Here is a 14,924-nt window from a genome sequence, read left to right as displayed (position 1 = left end):
CTAACAGTCAGGTATGCAAACGCGCCGGGATACCGGCCAGGAACAAGTCAGGCGCGCCAACGCCAGCGGGCCAGGGCCTTGATGACTTTCATCCAGAGTTTGCGAGTGACCACCACGATGGGATTTCCAGCAGGGGATTGAACAGCGTCGGGCAACGTTATCTCAGCGGCCGGGTCCAGGCAACCGGGAATTAGCTTGCGCAGATCGTCGATCACCAGCGCCGGAGATTCTTCGGCAATCGGCCGGCCATGGTTGTAGCCATAACTCAGGGCCACGCACTTGACCCCCGCCGCTTTCGCCGCCAGCACATCACTGCGCGAATCGCCGACAAACAACGATTGCGAGGCCGGAATATTGGCCATTTTCATTACAAAAAACAGCGCCGCAGGGTCGGGTTTCTTCTGCGGCAGGGTGTCGCCGCCGATGATCCACTTGAAGTAGCGCCCGATCTTCATCTGATCCAGCAGCGGCGCGACAAAGCGCTCCGGCTTGTTGGTGATCAGCGCCATCTCGACGCCCTGCTTGTGCAGCCATTTCAGGGTGTCGCGCACGCCGGGGTAAACCACGGTCAGCTCATGGCTTTCGCTATAAGCCTCCATGAAAATCTCCAGCGCGCCTTCGGCCTCGCCGTCATCGACCGTCGAATGGTCGATACCGCCCGCCAACGCACGACGAACCAGCACCGGCGCGCCGTTACCGACCCACTCGCGCACCGACTCGAGGCCGGCGGGTTCGCGCCCCATCTTGAGCAGCATGTTATCCACGGCAACCGCGAGGTCGGGGACCGAATCGATCAGCGTGCCATCCAGATCGAACATCACCAGCCGCGGCAGACGCCCCGGGAACAGCTGCTCAAAGCCACTCATGGACGAGCCAGCGCCAGTTCGGAACGCATCTTCTCGATCACTTCCTGGTAGTTCGGCGCATTGAAGATCGCCGAGCCGGCCACGAAGGTGTCAGCGCCCGCAGCGGCGATTTCGCGGATGTTGTTCACATTCACGCCACCGTCGATTTCCAGGCGAATGTCGCGACCGGACGCATCAATCAACGCGCGAGCCTGGCGCAGTTTGTCGAGGGTGCCCGGGATGAACTTCTGCCCGCCGAAGCCCGGGTTGACGCTCATCAGCAAGATCATGTCGACCTTGTCCATCACGTATTCCAACACGCTCAGCGGAGTCGCCGGGTTGAACACCAGGCCCGACTTGCAGCCGCCTTCGCGGATCAGTTGCAGGGAACGGTCGACGTGTTGCGTGGCTTCCGGGTGGAAGGTGATGTAGGTCGCGCCGGCCTCGATGAAGTCACCGACGATGCGGTCCACCGGGCTGACCATCAAGTGTGCGTCGATCGGCGCGGTCACGCCGTACTTGCGCAGTGCCGCGCAGACCATCGGGCCGATGGTCAGGTTGGGCACGTAGTGGTTGTCCATGACATCGAAGTGCACGAAGTCGGCGCCAGCGGCCAGGACGTTGTCCACTTCTTCGCCCAGGCGGGCGAAGTCGGCGGAGAGAATCGACGGAGCAATTACGAAGGGCTGCATGACGCACCTTTTTTGAGCAGAATCACGATGGCGCGCATTGTATACCTCATGCTTTGGCGCGCGCACTGTGACCGCGATGATTGGGCCTGCCTTCAATCATTAAGTGCCGACGGGCTCTAGTACGCCGCCCGGTAGATCTTCTCGATATCGACGGCACTCAACTTGCGCGGATTGTTGCGCATCAGGCGCTCAATCCCCGCCGCTTCCACGGCCATGGCCGGGATCGCGTCCTCGGGCACGCCGAAGCTGCGCAGGCCGAGGGGGATTTCCACTGCCAGGCACAACGCGGTCATCGCCTCCACGGCTTTGTCCGCCGCATCGGTAGCGCTCAGGTGCGCGGTTTTTACACCCATCGCCTCGGCAATATCCTGCATGCGCTCGACGCAGGCCAATTTGTTCCAGGTCATGACATACGGCAGCAGCAACGCGTTGCTGACGCCGTGGGCAATGTTGTAGCGCCCGCCCAGCGGATACGCCAACGCATGCACCGCGCCGACCCCGGCATTGCCGAACGCCATGCCGGCCATCAGGCTGGCGGTGGCCATGTCTTCGCGGGCTTGCAGGTTGGCCGGGTTGGCGTAGGCCTTGGGCAGCGCCTGGGTGATCAGCTTGATCGCGCCAATCGCCAGGGCATCGGTAATCGCCGAGGCATTCAGCGACAGGTAGGACTCGACCGCATGCACCAACGCATCGACGCCACTGGCGGCGGTGACACTGCGCGGGCAGGTCAGGGTCATTTGCGGGCTGACCAGTGCAACGTCCGGCAATAGATAGTCGCTGACGATGCCTTTCTTCAACTGCGCGAGCTTGTCGGAGAGGATCGCCACGTTGGTGACTTCGGAGCCAGTGCCGGCGGTGGTCGGGATGGCGATCAGCGGCGGGCCTTTGCGCGGCACCTGATCGACACCGAACAGATCTTCTAGCGCGCCGTGATAACCGGCGTAGGCTGCCACGCTTTTGGCGATGTCGATGGCACTGCCGCCGCCGAGGCCGATCAAGCCGTCATGCCCGCCTTCGCGGTAGACGCGCATGCAGTCTTCGACGATGGCGATTTCCGGGTCGGGCAATACGCGGTCGAAAATCTCGTAGGTGCGATCGCCCAGGTGTGCCAGCGCCAGCTCGACCGTGCCGGACTTGACCAGGGCGGCATCGGTGACGATCAGCGGGTTATCTACATCCAGGCGTGTCAACTCGGCGGCCAGTTGCTCGATGGCACCGGCGCCGGTGATCAGTTTGTGGGCAATTTTGAAAGAGGAAAGACTCATGTGCGCAGCCTCTTATCGTTTGGGGAGCTGGGCACAATAGTAGCTGGGGATTGGGGTTTGTCGTTTATTCACGGCGCGAATGACCAGAGATCTCGACTACCACACAAAACCAATGTGGGAGCGGGCTTGCTCGCGAAGGCAATCTTTCAGTCACATGGATGTTGACTGTGCTGACGCTTTCGCGAGCAAGCCCGCTCCCACAATTTACTGTGCCGATTGTTCCCACGCTCCGCGTGGGAATGCGGCCAGGGACGCTCTGCGTCCCAAGAGCGGACGCGGAGCGTCCGGTGAGGCATTCCCACGCAGAGCGTGGGAACGATCATCGGCAAACGTCAGACCTGAGCGGTACGCAGTTTCTCGCTACGGCCGCGCAACCATTCCAGGGTCAGCAACAGGATCACCGAGAACGCAATCAGCAACGTCGCGGCGGCCGCAATCGTCGGGCTGAGATTTTCGCGGATGCCGCTGAACATCTGCCGTGGCAACGTCGCTTGTTCGGGACCTGCGAGGAACAGCGTCACCACCACTTCATCGAACGAGGTGGCGAAGGCAAACAGCGCCCCGGAAATCACACCTGGTGCAATCAACGGCAAAGTCACCCGCCGGAACGCAGTCAGCGGCGAAGCTCCGAGGCTGGCAGCGGCGCGCACCAGGTTATGGTTGAAGCCCTGCAACGTCGCCGACACCGTAATGATCACAAACGGCACGCCCAACACCGCGTGCACCACGATCAGCGAGAAGAAGCTGTTGCCCAGCCCCAGCGGCGCGAAGAACAGATAACTCGCCACACCAATGATCACCACCGGCACCACCATCGGCGAAATCACCAGCGCCATCACCAGTGCCTTGCCCGGGAAGTCACCACGGGTCAGGCCAATCGCCGCCAGCGTGCCGAAGACCATCGCCAGCACCGTGGCCGCCGGGGCGACGATGATGCTGTTCTTTAACGAACGCATCCATTCCGCCGAGGCGAAGAAGTCCTGATACCAGTGCAGCGAAAAACCTTGCAACGGGTACACCAGGAAACTGCCGGAGTTGAACGACAGCGGAATGATCACCAGTACCGGCAGGATCAGGAACAACAAAACCAGGCCGCAGAGAATCCGCAAGCTGTAGAACCACACCCGTTCAATGGGCGACATATAAGGACTCAGCATTTCATTCTCCCCTTAGCTCAGGCGCAGGCGACTGGCGCCCACCAGCCAGCTGTAAATCAGATAAAGCACCACGGTCGCCAACAGCAGCAGCCCACCGAGTGCGGTCGCCATGCCCCAGTTGATGCTGGTGTTGGTGTAGAAGGCGACGAAGTAACTGACCATCTGATCGTTCGGGCTGCCCAGCAACGCCGGGGTGATGTAGTAGCCGATGGCGAGGATGAACACCAACAGGCAACCGGCGCCGACACCGGCATAGGTCTGCGGGAAATACACCCGCCAGAAACTGGCGAACGGGTGGCAGCCGAGGGAAATCGCGGCGCGCATGTAAGTCGGTGAGATGCCTTTCATTACGCTGTAGATCGGCAGGATCATGAACGGCAGCAGGATGTGCACCATCGAGATGTAGACCCCGGTGCGGTTGAACACCAGTTCCAGCGGCTTATCGATAATGCCCATGGCCATCAGGCCGCTGTTGATCAATCCGCCGGATTGCAGCAACACGATCCATGCGGCGACCCGCACCAGGATCGAGGTCCAGAACGGCAGCAGCACCAGAATCATCAGCAGGTTGCTTTGGCGCGATGGCAGGTTTGCCAGCAGATAAGCCAATGGATACGCCAGGAACAAGCAGATCACGGTGATGACCAGGCCCATCCAGAACGTGCGGGCGAAGATGTCGAGGTAGATCGCTTGATCCGGGGTGGCCGGGGCCACTTCGCCGAGGTCGTCGATCCGATGATCGACCGCCGCCAGCAAGTAGTACGGCGTGATGCTGCTGGTGTTACGACGCACGGCTTGCCAATAGGCTGGATCGCCCCAGCGTTCGTCGAGGCCTTCCAGCGCTTCTTTATAAGAGGTCGGCTCGGTGGCGAACGGCAAGGCGCGGGCCGTTTTGGTCAGCAGGCTGCGGTAGCCGGCCAACTCCATGTTCAAGCGCTTGGACAGGTCGCCCAAGGTCTGGTTTTTGCGCGCTTCAGCGAGGTCTTCGCTGGCGGCCTTGTAAACCGGTTCAGCGGGCAGGCCTCGGCCGTCCCAACTGGCGATAGCCGTCACGGTGCGCGGCATACCGCCGACCACTTCCGGGTTACCGACGCTTTTGTAGAGCAGCGCCACGATCGGCACCAGGAACACCAGCAACAGAAACAGCACCAGGGGCGCGATCAAGGCTTGTGCTTTCCAGCGGTTGATCCGCTCGGCGTGCTTGAGCCGCTGCTTCAAGGTGGGGTCAGTGCCCGCGTTCAGGGGAATGGCGGTGGCCATGGCGTACTCCGGAAATCTTTGATCGTTACAGAGGCGGCCAGGCCGCCTCTGTTGTGTTGAAACACCGCACCTGTGGGAGCGAGCCTGCTCGCGAAAGCGATGGATCAATCAACATAGATGTTGAATGTGATGCCCTCTTCGCGAGCAGGCTCGCTCCCACAGTGGGTTGTAGTTACTTCGCAGCCCAGGAATTGAAGCGCTGTTCCAGTTGCTCGCCGTTGTCAGCCCAGAAGCTGACGTCGATTTGCACCTGGTTGGCGATGTTTTCCGGGGTGGTCGGCATGTCTTTCAACACGTCCTTGGCCAGCAGCGGTACGGCTTGGGTGTTGGCCGGGCCGTAGGCGATGTTTTCCGAGTAGGTCTTCTGCTGCTGCGGCATGACCGAGTAAGCGATGAATTTCTTCGCCGCTTCGGCACGGGTTTTATCCAGGCCTTTTGGAATTGCCCACGCGTCGAAGTCGTAGATCCCGCCGTTCCACACCACTTTCAGGTTGCTTTCTTTCTGCACGGCAGCGATCCGGCCGTTGTAGGCCGAGCTCATGACCACGTCACCGGAAGCGAGGTATTGCGGCGGTTGTGCGCCGGCCTCCCACCACTGGATGTTCGGCTTGAGTTCATCGAGTTTCTTGAACGCGCGGTCCTGGCCATCCTTGCCGGCCAGCACTTTGTAGACGTCTTTCGGCGCAACACCGTCGGCCATCAGAGCGAATTCCAGGGTGTACTTGGCGCCTTTACGCAGGCCGCGCTTGCCCGGGAATTTCTTGGTGTCCCAGAAATCGACCCAGCTAGTCGGCGCGGAAGCCAGTTTGTCGGCGTTGTAGGCCAACACGGTCGACCACACGAAGAAGCCCACGCCGCACGGCTGGATCGCGCCTTTGACGTAGTCTTCGGTTTTGCCGAACAACTTCGGATCGAGTTGCTCGAACATGTCTTCGTCGCAGCCACGGGACAGCTCTGGGGATTCAACTTCTACCAGGTCCCAGGACACGCTCTTGGTGTCGACCATGGCTTTGACCTTAGCCATCTCACCGTTGTATTCGCCCGCGACGATCTTGCCGTTGCCCGCCGCTTCCCACGGCGCGTAGAAGGCTTTGACTTGCGCTGCCTTGTTCGCCCCGCCAAAGGACACCACGGTCAGGTCCGGACCCGCCGCCATCGCGTGTGCCGCACCGATCATGCCCATGACCAAAGCGGTTAATTTCAGGGATCTCAACATTTATTGTTCTCTCCACGTGCAGGGTTGGTGTTGGTGTAGCCGGGGCGATCAATGCGCCTCTAGAAGTGGGTCAAGCGCGCGAACGTGCTCAACCTGCCAGCCAAGCGGAACCACGTCGCCCACCGCCAGCTCGGGATCGAGCTCGGCAATCGGTTGTTTCACGAAGAAGTCGGTCTTGCCGCAGACTTCCAGGCGAACCCGGACGTGGTCGCCCAGATAGATGAATTCCGCCACCCTTCCTGAGAAGCGGTTGACGCAGGACTCGCTCGAACCGTTGAGGCTCACGCGTTCCGGGCGAATCGACAGCGTGACCGGTTCGCCGGTCTTGCCGACGTTGACCGCCAGGGCTTCAACCTTTTCCCCGCGCCCCAACTCGACAATGCAGCGGTCGCCGGTGTGGCTGTGCAAACGGCCGTTGAGACGGTTGTTCTCGCCGATGAAGTTGGCGACGAAGGTGTTCTTGGGTTCTTCGTAGAGGGTGCGCGGCGGGGCGATCTGCTGGATTTCGCCCTGGTGGAACACCGCCACACGGTCGGACATGGTCAGGGCTTCGCCCTGGTCGTGGGTCACGTAGACCACGGTCACGCCGAGGCGCTGGTGCAGGTGTTTGATTTCCATCTGCATGTGTTCGCGCAGTTGTTTATCCAGCGCGCCGAGGGGTTCGTCCATCAGCACCAGTTGCGGTTCGAACACCAAGGCACGGGCCAATGCCACACGCTGCTGCTGGCCACCGGACAGTTGCGCCGGGTAGCGTTGGGCGAAGGTGTCGAGCTGGACCATGCTCAGGACTTTTTTGACCTTGTCGCTGACATCGCTCTTGTTCAAGCCGCGCACGGTCAACGGGAACGCGAGGTTCTCGGCCACGGTCATGTGCGGGAACAGCGCGTAGTTCTGGAACACCATGCCGATGTCACGCTTGTGCGGCGGCACGTTGTTGATGGAACGCCCGGCCAGCAGGATTTCCCCGGCGGTCGGGGTTTCGAAACCGGCGAGCATCATCAGGCTGGTGGTCTTGCCGGAGCCGGACGGCCCGAGCAAGGTGAGGAATTCGCCTTTGCGAATGTCCAGGTTGAGGTCTTTGACGATCAGGTTCTCGCCGTCGTAGCTTTTTTGCACTCCACGAAAGCTGACCAGAATGTCATTGGCCCCTGCACTTGAATCGACCTGGCTCATACCCACACCTTTGTTGTTGATGACTGCTTGTGGACTAAGCCTAGTGGACGCTGGGGACCACGCAAATCGGGGCGCAGGAGAGAATCGCCTCAGCCGGATGGAAGGTTGGGGGTAGGGATTGCCCTACAAGGATGGCGCGTTTGGGCAAACGCAGCGGTTAGCGGCAAGCTACAAGCCGCAAGAACAAGCAAAAGCGGCGTTGCTGGCATGTCGCAAATGGACATGCCGACGAGTTCCCTGTGGGAGCGGGCTTGCTCGCGAAAGCGGTGTGTCAGGCAACATTGATGTCGACTGACATGGCCTCTTCGCGAGCAAGCCCACAGGGGATTGCAGTGAGTCAGTGACATTCGGCGTGTTCAGAGGAGTTTGTGTTCCATCGCGTACTTCACCAATTCCGCCAAAGAGGTGATGTTGAGCTTCTGCATCAGCCGCGCCTTGTGGGTGCTGATGGTTTTGCTGCTCAGGGCCAGTTGCTGGGCGATGTCGTTGACGTTGGCGCCCTGGGCCAGGCGCTCGAACACTGAGAATTCACGCTCCGAGAGCAATGAGTGCAACGGCCGCGAATCGGTCAGGCCAACTTCGAAGACCATGCGGTCAGCCAGGTCCGGATCGATATAACGCCCGCCCGCCGCGACTTTGCGAATTGCCGTCAGCAGCAACGCCGGATCGCTGTCCTTGGTGGCATAGCCAGCAGCGCCAACCTTTAGTGCGCGGGCGGCCATTTGCGCTTCGTCGTGCATCGACAGCACCAGGATCGCTGGCGGATTGTTCAACGCGCGAATCCGTGGAATCGCCTCCAGGCCGTTGACGCCGGGCATGGAGATGTCCAGCAGCACCACTTCGCAGGGCACATGACGCAAGGTTTCGAGCAACTGCTCGCCATTGCTCGCCTCCCCCACCACCAGCAAGTCCTTGGCCAGGCCAATCAACTGCTTTATGCCTTCACGGACGATGGTGTGGTCTTCGGCTACCAGTACACGGATCACGTTTTTCTCCATTCTTCTTATTTCAGAGCCAAGATCATTCGCGAGCAAGCCCGCTCCCACATTTGATCAGTGTCGTTCACAAATCCCCTGTGGGAGCGGGCTTGCTCGCGAAGAGGCAAGCCTAAACACCACAAAACCATCAGACCTCATCCACAGGCACTCGCACACTCAACGTCGTGCCCTCCCCCGGCTCACTCTCAAGCGACAACTGCCCGCCCATGATCAACACCCGCTCGCGCATGCCCACCACGCCAAACGATGTCGGCCGACCGGTAGCGGCGACAAATCCTACGCCATCGTCACTGACGGTCAGACACAACTCGTCGCCTTCCAGCGCCAGTGTCAGTTCGACAGTATGCGCCTGGGCATGGCGCATGACATTGGTCAGCGCTTCCTGAAGGATGCGGAACAAGCCAATCGCCTTGGCATCGCTGAGCACCGGCAGGTTCTCCGGCACCTGCACCAGACAGGGAATCTGCGTGCGCGCCTCGAAACGCCGGGCCTGCCATTCGATGGCGGAAGCGATCCCGGCATCGAGAATCGGTGGCCGCAACGCCGTGGCCACATCCCGCACCAATTGGAATAACTGAGCGATCAGGCGCTTCATGCTGTTCAAGCGCTCGTTCAGCCCTGGATCCAGCTGGGCGTAGGCCAATTCGCACATGGAGGTTTCCAGTTTCAGCACAGTCAACATCTGCCCCAGTTCATCGTGGACTTCCCGGGCGATGCGGGCCTTTTCCTCTTCCCGCACGCTTTCCAAGTGGGCCGACAACTCGCGCAATTGCTCCCGCGAGCTGGCCAGCTCCAGTTCGATGCGCTTGCTCTCGCTGATATCCCAGACGATCCCGTCCCAGACATACGCGCCATCCTCCAGCCGCCGGGTAATAGCCTTGATCTCGGCCCAGCGCTGCTCGCCTGAACGCGTGAGAATTCGCCCTTGCCACGACCAGTCGCTGTCAGTGTCCAGCGCATGATCCTGGGTCTGGTGATAACTGGCCTTGTCGTCCGGATGCACCAGGCTGCGCAGGCCTTTGTCCCGATGGGCCAAAGTCGCTGGCGAGTAACCGACCAGGCTCTCGCTGCCCTCACTGATGTAGGCAAAGTCGATCTGCCCGGTCACCGGCGCCCGCTCCAGGCGAAAGACCAATCCGGGCACGTTGGCGGCGATCCCTTGCAGCCGCGCCTCGCTTTCCTGCAACGCGGCCAGGGCGCGGCGGCGTTCGGTGACGTCATTGAGGTACACCACCAGGTATTCGCCGTCGCGAAAGCGCAGGAAGCTCAACGACACATCCGCTGGCAGAATGCTGCCGTCGGCCCGCACACAATTGGTTTCGAAACTTTGCGGCCCCTCTTCGCTGGCCCGGGCGCGTTTCCACAGGTTCAGCCAGCGGTCCATGTGCAGGCCGGGTTCGAAGTCGATCAACGGGCGATCGATGATCCCGCCGGACGGATAGCCGAGCATGGTTTCGGCGGCGCGGTTGGCGTAGCGCACGTGGCTGTCCCAGTTAACCCAAAGGATGCCGACGGTGCTTTGATCGATGGAAAACTGGGTCAGGCGCAAAGCTTCTTCACTCGCTTCGCGCAGGGCGATGTCTTCCCGCGCCGCCAGCAACCGCTGCTCCAGGCTGTGTTGCTGACGCCGCTGCCAGAACACGATGGCCATGCTGCTCAGCAACAGCACCGCCAGCAGCAGGCAAAGGTTTTGCCAGAACCCCGGCGATTCGGACAGCCGTGGGTATTTGGGTTGCAGCCATTGGCTGTGCAGTTGTTCCAGATCCTTGGCCGGGATCGCTCGCAGCGCAGTTTCGATAATACCGGCCAGTTCCGGCCAGTCCCGGCGAGTGGCCACCCGCAGCAATTGCGGCAAGCCGATGTCGCCCACGACCACCAGCCCGGCAAACTCGGGCTCGGCGGATAAACGCCCCAGTTGCGCCTCGTCGACCACCGCGTAACCGGCCTGCTGACTCAACAGCAACTGCAACGCCTGGCGCTCGATCGGCACGCCTTGCAGGTTCAGGTGTGGAAAGTTGCTGCGCAGGTAATCGGCGGTGACGCTGGGCATGCGCACGGCGACGCGGGTCTGGCTGTCGAGTTTTTCCAGCTCGACCACACCGGCACCCTTCTGGTCGCTGACCACCAGTTGCGGCACGCGCATATACGGATCGGAGAACTGCCAAAGCCGCAGCCCGCCGGGGGTTTGCGTCAGTCCAGGGGCGACATCGATTTCGCCTTCGCGCACCGCCGCTTCCAGTTGTTCCACGTCGGGAAAGTTGCGCCAACTGAGCTCGACCTTGAGGGCCTTGGCCAGCCATTTCATCAGGTCGACGTTGACCCCGGACAAACGCTGCAAGCGGCGATCGTATTGCGCATACGGCGCCTGCAACACCAGGCCGACACGCAATTCGCCATGCTCCGCCAGCCATTGCTGCTGGGCCGCCGACAATTGCGCAACGTGCACCGGAGGCGCGGACGCCGCCCAGCCCATCAAGGGAAACCACAAACAGCCGATAACCCACAGGCAGCGAAAACGCATCATTGAAGTCTCACACACTGACAAATACTGACCAACCCATTAGGCTGCCGGAATAACTTCTGGCCTGGAATATCCGATGCCCCCTGTTTCCCGCCTGGCACTGCCAGCATTGTGCCTGTCGCTGATCCTGCCTTGCGCCTTTTCCGTCGAGGCCGCCGACCCTGCACCTGCTTCTACCGAAAAAGCCGCAGAAACAAAACCGGTGGAGCGTCAGCCGCTGCTTGAGCGTAGTCAGGAAGAAGCGACAGCACTTGAGCGAAAAATCCCCGCCCAGGAACAGCAGCAGCTTCAGGCCGGGGCCGATACGTTTCTCGCCTTGTGGAAACCTGCCAACACCGCAGACCCGAGGGGCGCGGTGATTATCATCCCCGGCGCCGGCGAGACCGTTGACTGGCCGCAAGCAATCGGCCCTTTGCGCAACAAATTGCCGGACGCCGAGTGGAGCAGCCTGAGTATCACCTTGCCGGACCTGCAAAGCGATGCCATTGCGCCACGCGTCGCCGAAGTCCCGCCGACGATCAAAGCCCCGGACACCGGCAGCAAAGACTCGACCACCGCGAAGCCCATCGAGCAGGCGGCCAGCGGTGAATCGGACGTCGCCGATAAAGCGGTCGTGGAAACCACCGAAGAACAGTCCAAGGCCGACGCCGAGCGAATCTTCGCCCGCATCGATGCCGCCATCGCCTATGCCGAACAGCAAAGTGCGCGCCGCATCGTGGTGTTGGGGCATGGCACCGGGGCTTACTGGGCCGCGCGCTATCTGAGCGAGAAGCAGCCGTCGCAAGTGGAGAAATTCGTGATGGTCGCGGCGCAGACGCCGGTGACGGGCAAACCCGCGCTGGCCGAACTGACCCCGACCTTGAAGCTGCCGACCGCCGACCTCTTCTATATGGACAAGCCGCTGGATCGCAACGCTGCGCTGGAAAGGTTGCAGGCGAGCAAACGCTTGAAGACGTCTGCGTTCAGCCAGGTATCGCTCAAGGCGTTGCCGGGCAATGCCCAGGCTGAGCAAGAGCAGCTGTTTCGCCGGGTGCGTGGGTGGTTGAATCCGCAGCCTGTGGCGGAGTGATAGACCGAGTCGCCCTCATTCGCGAGCAAGCCCGCTCCCACAGGGGATCTTCTGTGTGCCACACATTGTGTGAACACCAAAGAACCACTGTGGGAGCGGGCTTGTTCGCGAATGGTCATCACTGACAACACAAATACTGGTTGCTAGCGAAAATCCCGCCGTTCCTTGATCAACGTATACGCGTTGTGCAATTCGCGGGTCTTGTCCGTCGCCTCCCGCACCTGCATCGCCGTCGCCCCGGAACCGGCAATCTTGTCCGGATGATGACGACTGAGCAGACGCCGATAAGCCCGTTTAATCTGCGCCGGCTCACTGGTGGCCGACACACCCAATAACCGCATGGCGTCCTGGTAAGTCACGGCGCTGCTGACCTGCGGACGTTTCTGCGGTTCATAGTCGTGGGCTAACGCCTGTACCTGATGGGGTGTCCAACCCAGCCATTTGCCCCATTGCGCCAGCAGTTCTCGTTCGCTGGCGCCCGCGCGACCGTCGGCCCAGACCATCCGCCAACAGGCACGCAGCACGCCTTCGGCCGCATGGGGCTGGGCACTCAGGCGCCGCAAATAGCCACGCAAGCGGTCGTGCCCGGTCTTGCCACGATTGAACGCGGTAATGGCGCGGCGTTGTGCCGATTCGGTCATTTCCAGCGAGCGCATCTCCTGACGGGCCTGCTGAATGTGACCATCCACCACGCGCCCATCGCACTTGGCCAAGCGGCCCAGCAACACGAACAACAGTTCATCGTTGCGCAACACCGGTCGCCCACCGAGTTTTTCCCGCAAATGCCCCCAGCTCTGCAAGTGCAGGCGCCGGTCCAGCGCCTGTCCCAACAAAGCGCCGAGCATGGCCCCCGGAATGCTGGCTATGGCAAAGCCTGCTCCGGCTCCGATCAGAGTCCCTGGCCACAACATGTCAGCGGCTCGCTTCTATCAGAGTTTCGGCTTCGGCCAGGCGCTCGTAAGTGCCCACATCCACCCAGTGCCCATTCAGGCGTTCACCGGAAACCTGCCCGGCGGCCATGGCCTTGCGGAACAGCGGCGCGAGCTTGAAAGCCTCGGCCGAACAGCCCTCGAACAGGTTCGGGTGCAGCACGGCGATACCGCTGTAGGTCAGGGTCTTGGCATCGGGTTCGCCGTCGCGCACCTGGCCATCGACCAGAATGAAATCCCCGTTCGGGTGATGCGCCGGGTTGTCGGCCAGCACCAGGTGAGCCAGCCCTGCAATCGGTTGGCGCAGGGCGTTGAAGTCGTAATCGGTCCAGATATCACCGTTGACCACCACAAACGCTTCGTCGCCCAGCAACGGCAAGGCACGGAAAATCCCGCCACCGGTTTCAAGCGGTTCACCTTCCGGCGAATACTGAATGCTGACGCCGTAACGCGAGCCATCGCCCAGGTAATCTTCGATCTGCTGACCGAGCCAGGCGTGATTGATCACGATCTCGGTAAACCCGGCCGCCGCCAGGGCGCGCAGGTGGTACTCGATCAACGGCACGCCGCCGGCAGGCACCAACGGTTTGGGCGTGGTCAGGGTCAGCGGGCGCATGCGTTCGCCCTTGCCCGCCGCCAGAATCATTGCCTTCATGCATTGGCTCCAGCACGCAGACTCAGCAGCAACACATCCAGCTCCGCCAACTCGGGACGACGGGCAATCACCGCATCTATATAAGCAAAGAAGCGCGGCACGTCGGCGAGGTAGCGCGGCTTGCCGTCGCGGTGACAGATGCGCGCGAAGATGCCGATCACTTTCAAGTGACGCTGCACCCCCATCAGGTCGCTGGCACGGTGGAACTCTTCGAAGTCAGGCTGCACCGGGATGCCCAGTGCGCCGGCCTGTTGCCAGTAATCCTGCAGCCAGGCGTACACGCGTTCTTCCGGCCAGCTAAGGAATGCGTCCTTGAACAGGCAGGTCACGTCGTACGTGACCGGGCCATAGACCGCATCCTGGAAATCCAGCACGCCGGGATTCGGTTCGCTGAGCATCAGGTTGCGCGGCATGTAGTCGCGGTGCACCAAGACTTTTGGCTGGGCCAGGGCGCTGTCGATCAACAACTCGCTGACTTGCTGCCAGAGCATTTGCTGAGCGGCGTCAAACTCGATGCCCAGTTCATGCTTCACGTACCACTCGGGGAACAGTTCCAGCTCGCGACGCAGCAGTGCCACGTCATAACTTGGCAGCGGCGCCACCATCGGCAATTGCTGAAAAGCCAACAACGCCTGTAGGGCATCCTTGAACAAATCGTCGGCGTTTTCGCTGTCGATCACGTCCAGATAAGTCTTGTTGCCCAGGTCATTGAGCAAAAGAAAACCGCGTTCGAGGTCTTCGGCATAAATTTTCGGAACATTTATTCCGGATTTCGCCAGCAAAAAAGCGATATCCACGAAGGGTTTGCAGTTTTCCTGGGGCGGCGGAGCGTCCATCACGACAAAACTTTTGCCCTCGCCTTCCCAGCGGAAATAGCGCCGGAAACTCGCGTCGCTACTGGCCGCGATCAACGTGGCCGGGGGTACGGCGCCCCAGCCTTGCTCGGCAAAGAGGGTCGCCAACTGCTCGTCGAGCCAAACTTTCAGGTGTTGCAAGCGTACATCTTGGTCAGGCATTACAAGGGTCTCCGACGGCGCTAGCCGTCAAGCGGGTCATGCTTTATTATCCAGCATCTTTTTCAGACCATCGAGAGGCGTGCGGCCCACACCGCGGGCAGATGGCACGCAGGAAGCCCGGACTAATA

The 14,924-nt window shown here is 61.1% G+C and carries 13 protein-coding genes; 1 reads left to right on the top strand and 12 read right to left on the bottom strand.

Going from position 1 to position 14,924, the window contains the following annotated elements; all coding sequences use genetic code 11:
* Positions 1-47: 47 nt before the first annotated feature.
* The 9 genes from ACIQY3_RS26765 to ACIQY3_RS26725 form a co-directional block, all read right to left on the bottom strand.
* Positions 48-866, bottom strand: a complete 819-nt coding sequence (locus ACIQY3_RS26765) for a phosphoglycolate phosphatase (RefSeq protein ID WP_054044124.1) — start codon at positions 864-866, stop codon at positions 48-50.
* Positions 863-1,537: a ribulose-phosphate 3-epimerase gene (gene rpe / locus ACIQY3_RS26760; RefSeq protein ID WP_054044125.1), complete on the bottom strand. Its 675-nt coding sequence runs from the start codon at positions 1,535-1,537 to the stop codon at positions 863-865. Before rpe ends, ACIQY3_RS26765 begins: the two co-directional genes overlap by 4 nt.
* A 116-nt stretch (positions 1,538-1,653) precedes the next feature.
* Positions 1,654-2,802: an iron-containing alcohol dehydrogenase gene (locus ACIQY3_RS26755; protein WP_403025825.1), complete on the bottom strand. Its 1,149-nt coding sequence runs from the start codon at positions 2,800-2,802 to the stop codon at positions 1,654-1,656.
* Positions 2,803-3,134: 332 nt separating this feature from the next.
* Positions 3,135-3,959, bottom strand: a complete 825-nt coding sequence (locus tag ACIQY3_RS26750; RefSeq protein ID WP_133835769.1) for an ABC transporter permease — start codon at positions 3,957-3,959, stop codon at positions 3,135-3,137.
* 12 nt (positions 3,960-3,971) lie between these two features.
* Positions 3,972-5,219: an ABC transporter permease gene (locus ACIQY3_RS26745; protein WP_403025823.1), complete on the bottom strand. Its 1,248-nt coding sequence runs from the start codon at positions 5,217-5,219 to the stop codon at positions 3,972-3,974.
* Positions 5,220-5,391: 172 nt separating this feature from the next.
* Positions 5,392-6,435 (bottom strand): ABC transporter substrate-binding protein, encoded by a 1,044-nt coding sequence (locus tag ACIQY3_RS26740; RefSeq protein ID WP_403025821.1) that lies wholly within the window; start codon positions 6,433-6,435, stop codon positions 5,392-5,394.
* Between the two features lie 48 nt (positions 6,436-6,483).
* The gene (locus ACIQY3_RS26735) at positions 6,484-7,608 is read right to left on the bottom strand and encodes an ABC transporter ATP-binding protein (RefSeq protein ID WP_403025819.1); all 1,125 of its coding nucleotides are present in this window, start codon (positions 7,606-7,608) and stop codon (positions 6,484-6,486) included.
* Between the two features lie 356 nt (positions 7,609-7,964).
* The gene (locus ACIQY3_RS26730) at positions 7,965-8,606 is read right to left on the bottom strand and encodes a response regulator transcription factor (RefSeq protein ID WP_174160275.1); all 642 of its coding nucleotides are present in this window, start codon (positions 8,604-8,606) and stop codon (positions 7,965-7,967) included.
* A gap of 127 nt (positions 8,607-8,733) precedes the next feature.
* Entirely contained in the window at positions 8,734-11,130 is a 2,397-nt protein-coding gene (locus tag ACIQY3_RS26725; protein WP_403025816.1) for a PAS domain S-box protein, read from the bottom strand.
* A gap of 73 nt (positions 11,131-11,203) precedes the next feature.
* On the opposite strand from ACIQY3_RS26725, the gene ACIQY3_RS26720 reads away from it, so the two are divergent.
* Complete coding sequence (locus tag ACIQY3_RS26720) at positions 11,204-12,196, top strand: alpha/beta hydrolase family protein (protein WP_403025814.1); 993 nt, start codon at positions 11,204-11,206, stop codon at positions 12,194-12,196.
* Between the two features lie 143 nt (positions 12,197-12,339).
* Here ACIQY3_RS26720 and ACIQY3_RS26715 read toward each other — a convergent pair whose 3' ends face one another.
* The 3 genes from ACIQY3_RS26715 to ACIQY3_RS26705 are packed head-to-tail and all read right to left on the bottom strand — an operon-like array spanning position 12,340 to position 14,796.
* A complete protein-coding gene (locus ACIQY3_RS26715; protein WP_403025812.1) occupies positions 12,340-13,107 on the bottom strand; it encodes a TerB family tellurite resistance protein in 768 nt (255 codons plus the stop codon).
* 1 nt (position 13,108) lies between these two features.
* Positions 13,109-13,780, bottom strand: a complete 672-nt coding sequence (murU, locus tag ACIQY3_RS26710) for an N-acetylmuramate alpha-1-phosphate uridylyltransferase MurU (protein WP_403025810.1) — start codon at positions 13,778-13,780, stop codon at positions 13,109-13,111.
* Positions 13,777-14,796, bottom strand: a complete 1,020-nt coding sequence (locus ACIQY3_RS26705; protein ID WP_403025809.1) for an aminoglycoside phosphotransferase family protein — start codon at positions 14,794-14,796, stop codon at positions 13,777-13,779. Before ACIQY3_RS26705 ends, murU begins: the two co-directional genes overlap by 4 nt.
* Positions 14,797-14,924 lie beyond the last annotated feature (128 nt).

The sequence above is a fragment of the Pseudomonas sp. NPDC096950 genome (assembly GCF_044762525.1).
Lineage (GTDB): Bacteria > Pseudomonadota > Gammaproteobacteria > Pseudomonadales > Pseudomonadaceae > Aquipseudomonas.
Note: the sequence above shows the minus strand (reverse complement) of the source record. Positions and strands in the feature narration are given on the sequence as shown.

What these genes read in the sequence shown, in the direction of transcription:
- ACIQY3_RS26765 (WP_054044124.1), bottom strand. Translation starts at nt 866, where the DNA reads ATGAGTGGCTTTGAGCAGCTGTTCCCGGGGCGTCTGCCGCGGCTGGTG.
- rpe (WP_054044125.1), bottom strand. Translation starts at nt 1,537, where the DNA reads ATGCAGCCCTTCGTAATTGCTCCGTCGATTCTCTCCGCCGACTTCGCC.
- ACIQY3_RS26755 (WP_403025825.1), bottom strand. Translation starts at nt 2,802, where the DNA reads ATGAGTCTTTCCTCTTTCAAAATTGCCCACAAACTGATCACCGGCGCC.
- ACIQY3_RS26750 (WP_133835769.1), bottom strand. Translation starts at nt 3,959, where the DNA reads ATGCTGAGTCCTTATATGTCGCCCATTGAACGGGTGTGGTTCTACAGC.
- ACIQY3_RS26745 (WP_403025823.1), bottom strand. Translation starts at nt 5,219, where the DNA reads ATGGCCACCGCCATTCCCCTGAACGCGGGCACTGACCCCACCTTGAAG.
- ACIQY3_RS26740 (WP_403025821.1), bottom strand. Translation starts at nt 6,435, where the DNA reads ATGTTGAGATCCCTGAAATTAACCGCTTTGGTCATGGGCATGATCGGT.
- ACIQY3_RS26735 (WP_403025819.1), bottom strand. Translation starts at nt 7,608, where the DNA reads ATGAGCCAGGTCGATTCAAGTGCAGGGGCCAATGACATTCTGGTCAGC.
- ACIQY3_RS26730 (WP_174160275.1), bottom strand. Translation starts at nt 8,606, where the DNA reads ATGGAGAAAAACGTGATCCGTGTACTGGTAGCCGAAGACCACACCATC.
- ACIQY3_RS26725 (WP_403025816.1), bottom strand. Translation starts at nt 11,130, where the DNA reads ATGATGCGTTTTCGCTGCCTGTGGGTTATCGGCTGTTTGTGGTTTCCC.
- ACIQY3_RS26720 (WP_403025814.1), top strand. Translation starts at nt 11,204, where the DNA reads ATGCCCCCTGTTTCCCGCCTGGCACTGCCAGCATTGTGCCTGTCGCTG.
- ACIQY3_RS26715 (WP_403025812.1), bottom strand. Translation starts at nt 13,107, where the DNA reads ATGTTGTGGCCAGGGACTCTGATCGGAGCCGGAGCAGGCTTTGCCATA.
- murU (WP_403025810.1), bottom strand. Translation starts at nt 13,780, where the DNA reads ATGAAGGCAATGATTCTGGCGGCGGGCAAGGGCGAACGCATGCGCCCG.
- ACIQY3_RS26705 (WP_403025809.1), bottom strand. Translation starts at nt 14,796, where the DNA reads ATGCCTGACCAAGATGTACGCTTGCAACACCTGAAAGTTTGGCTCGAC.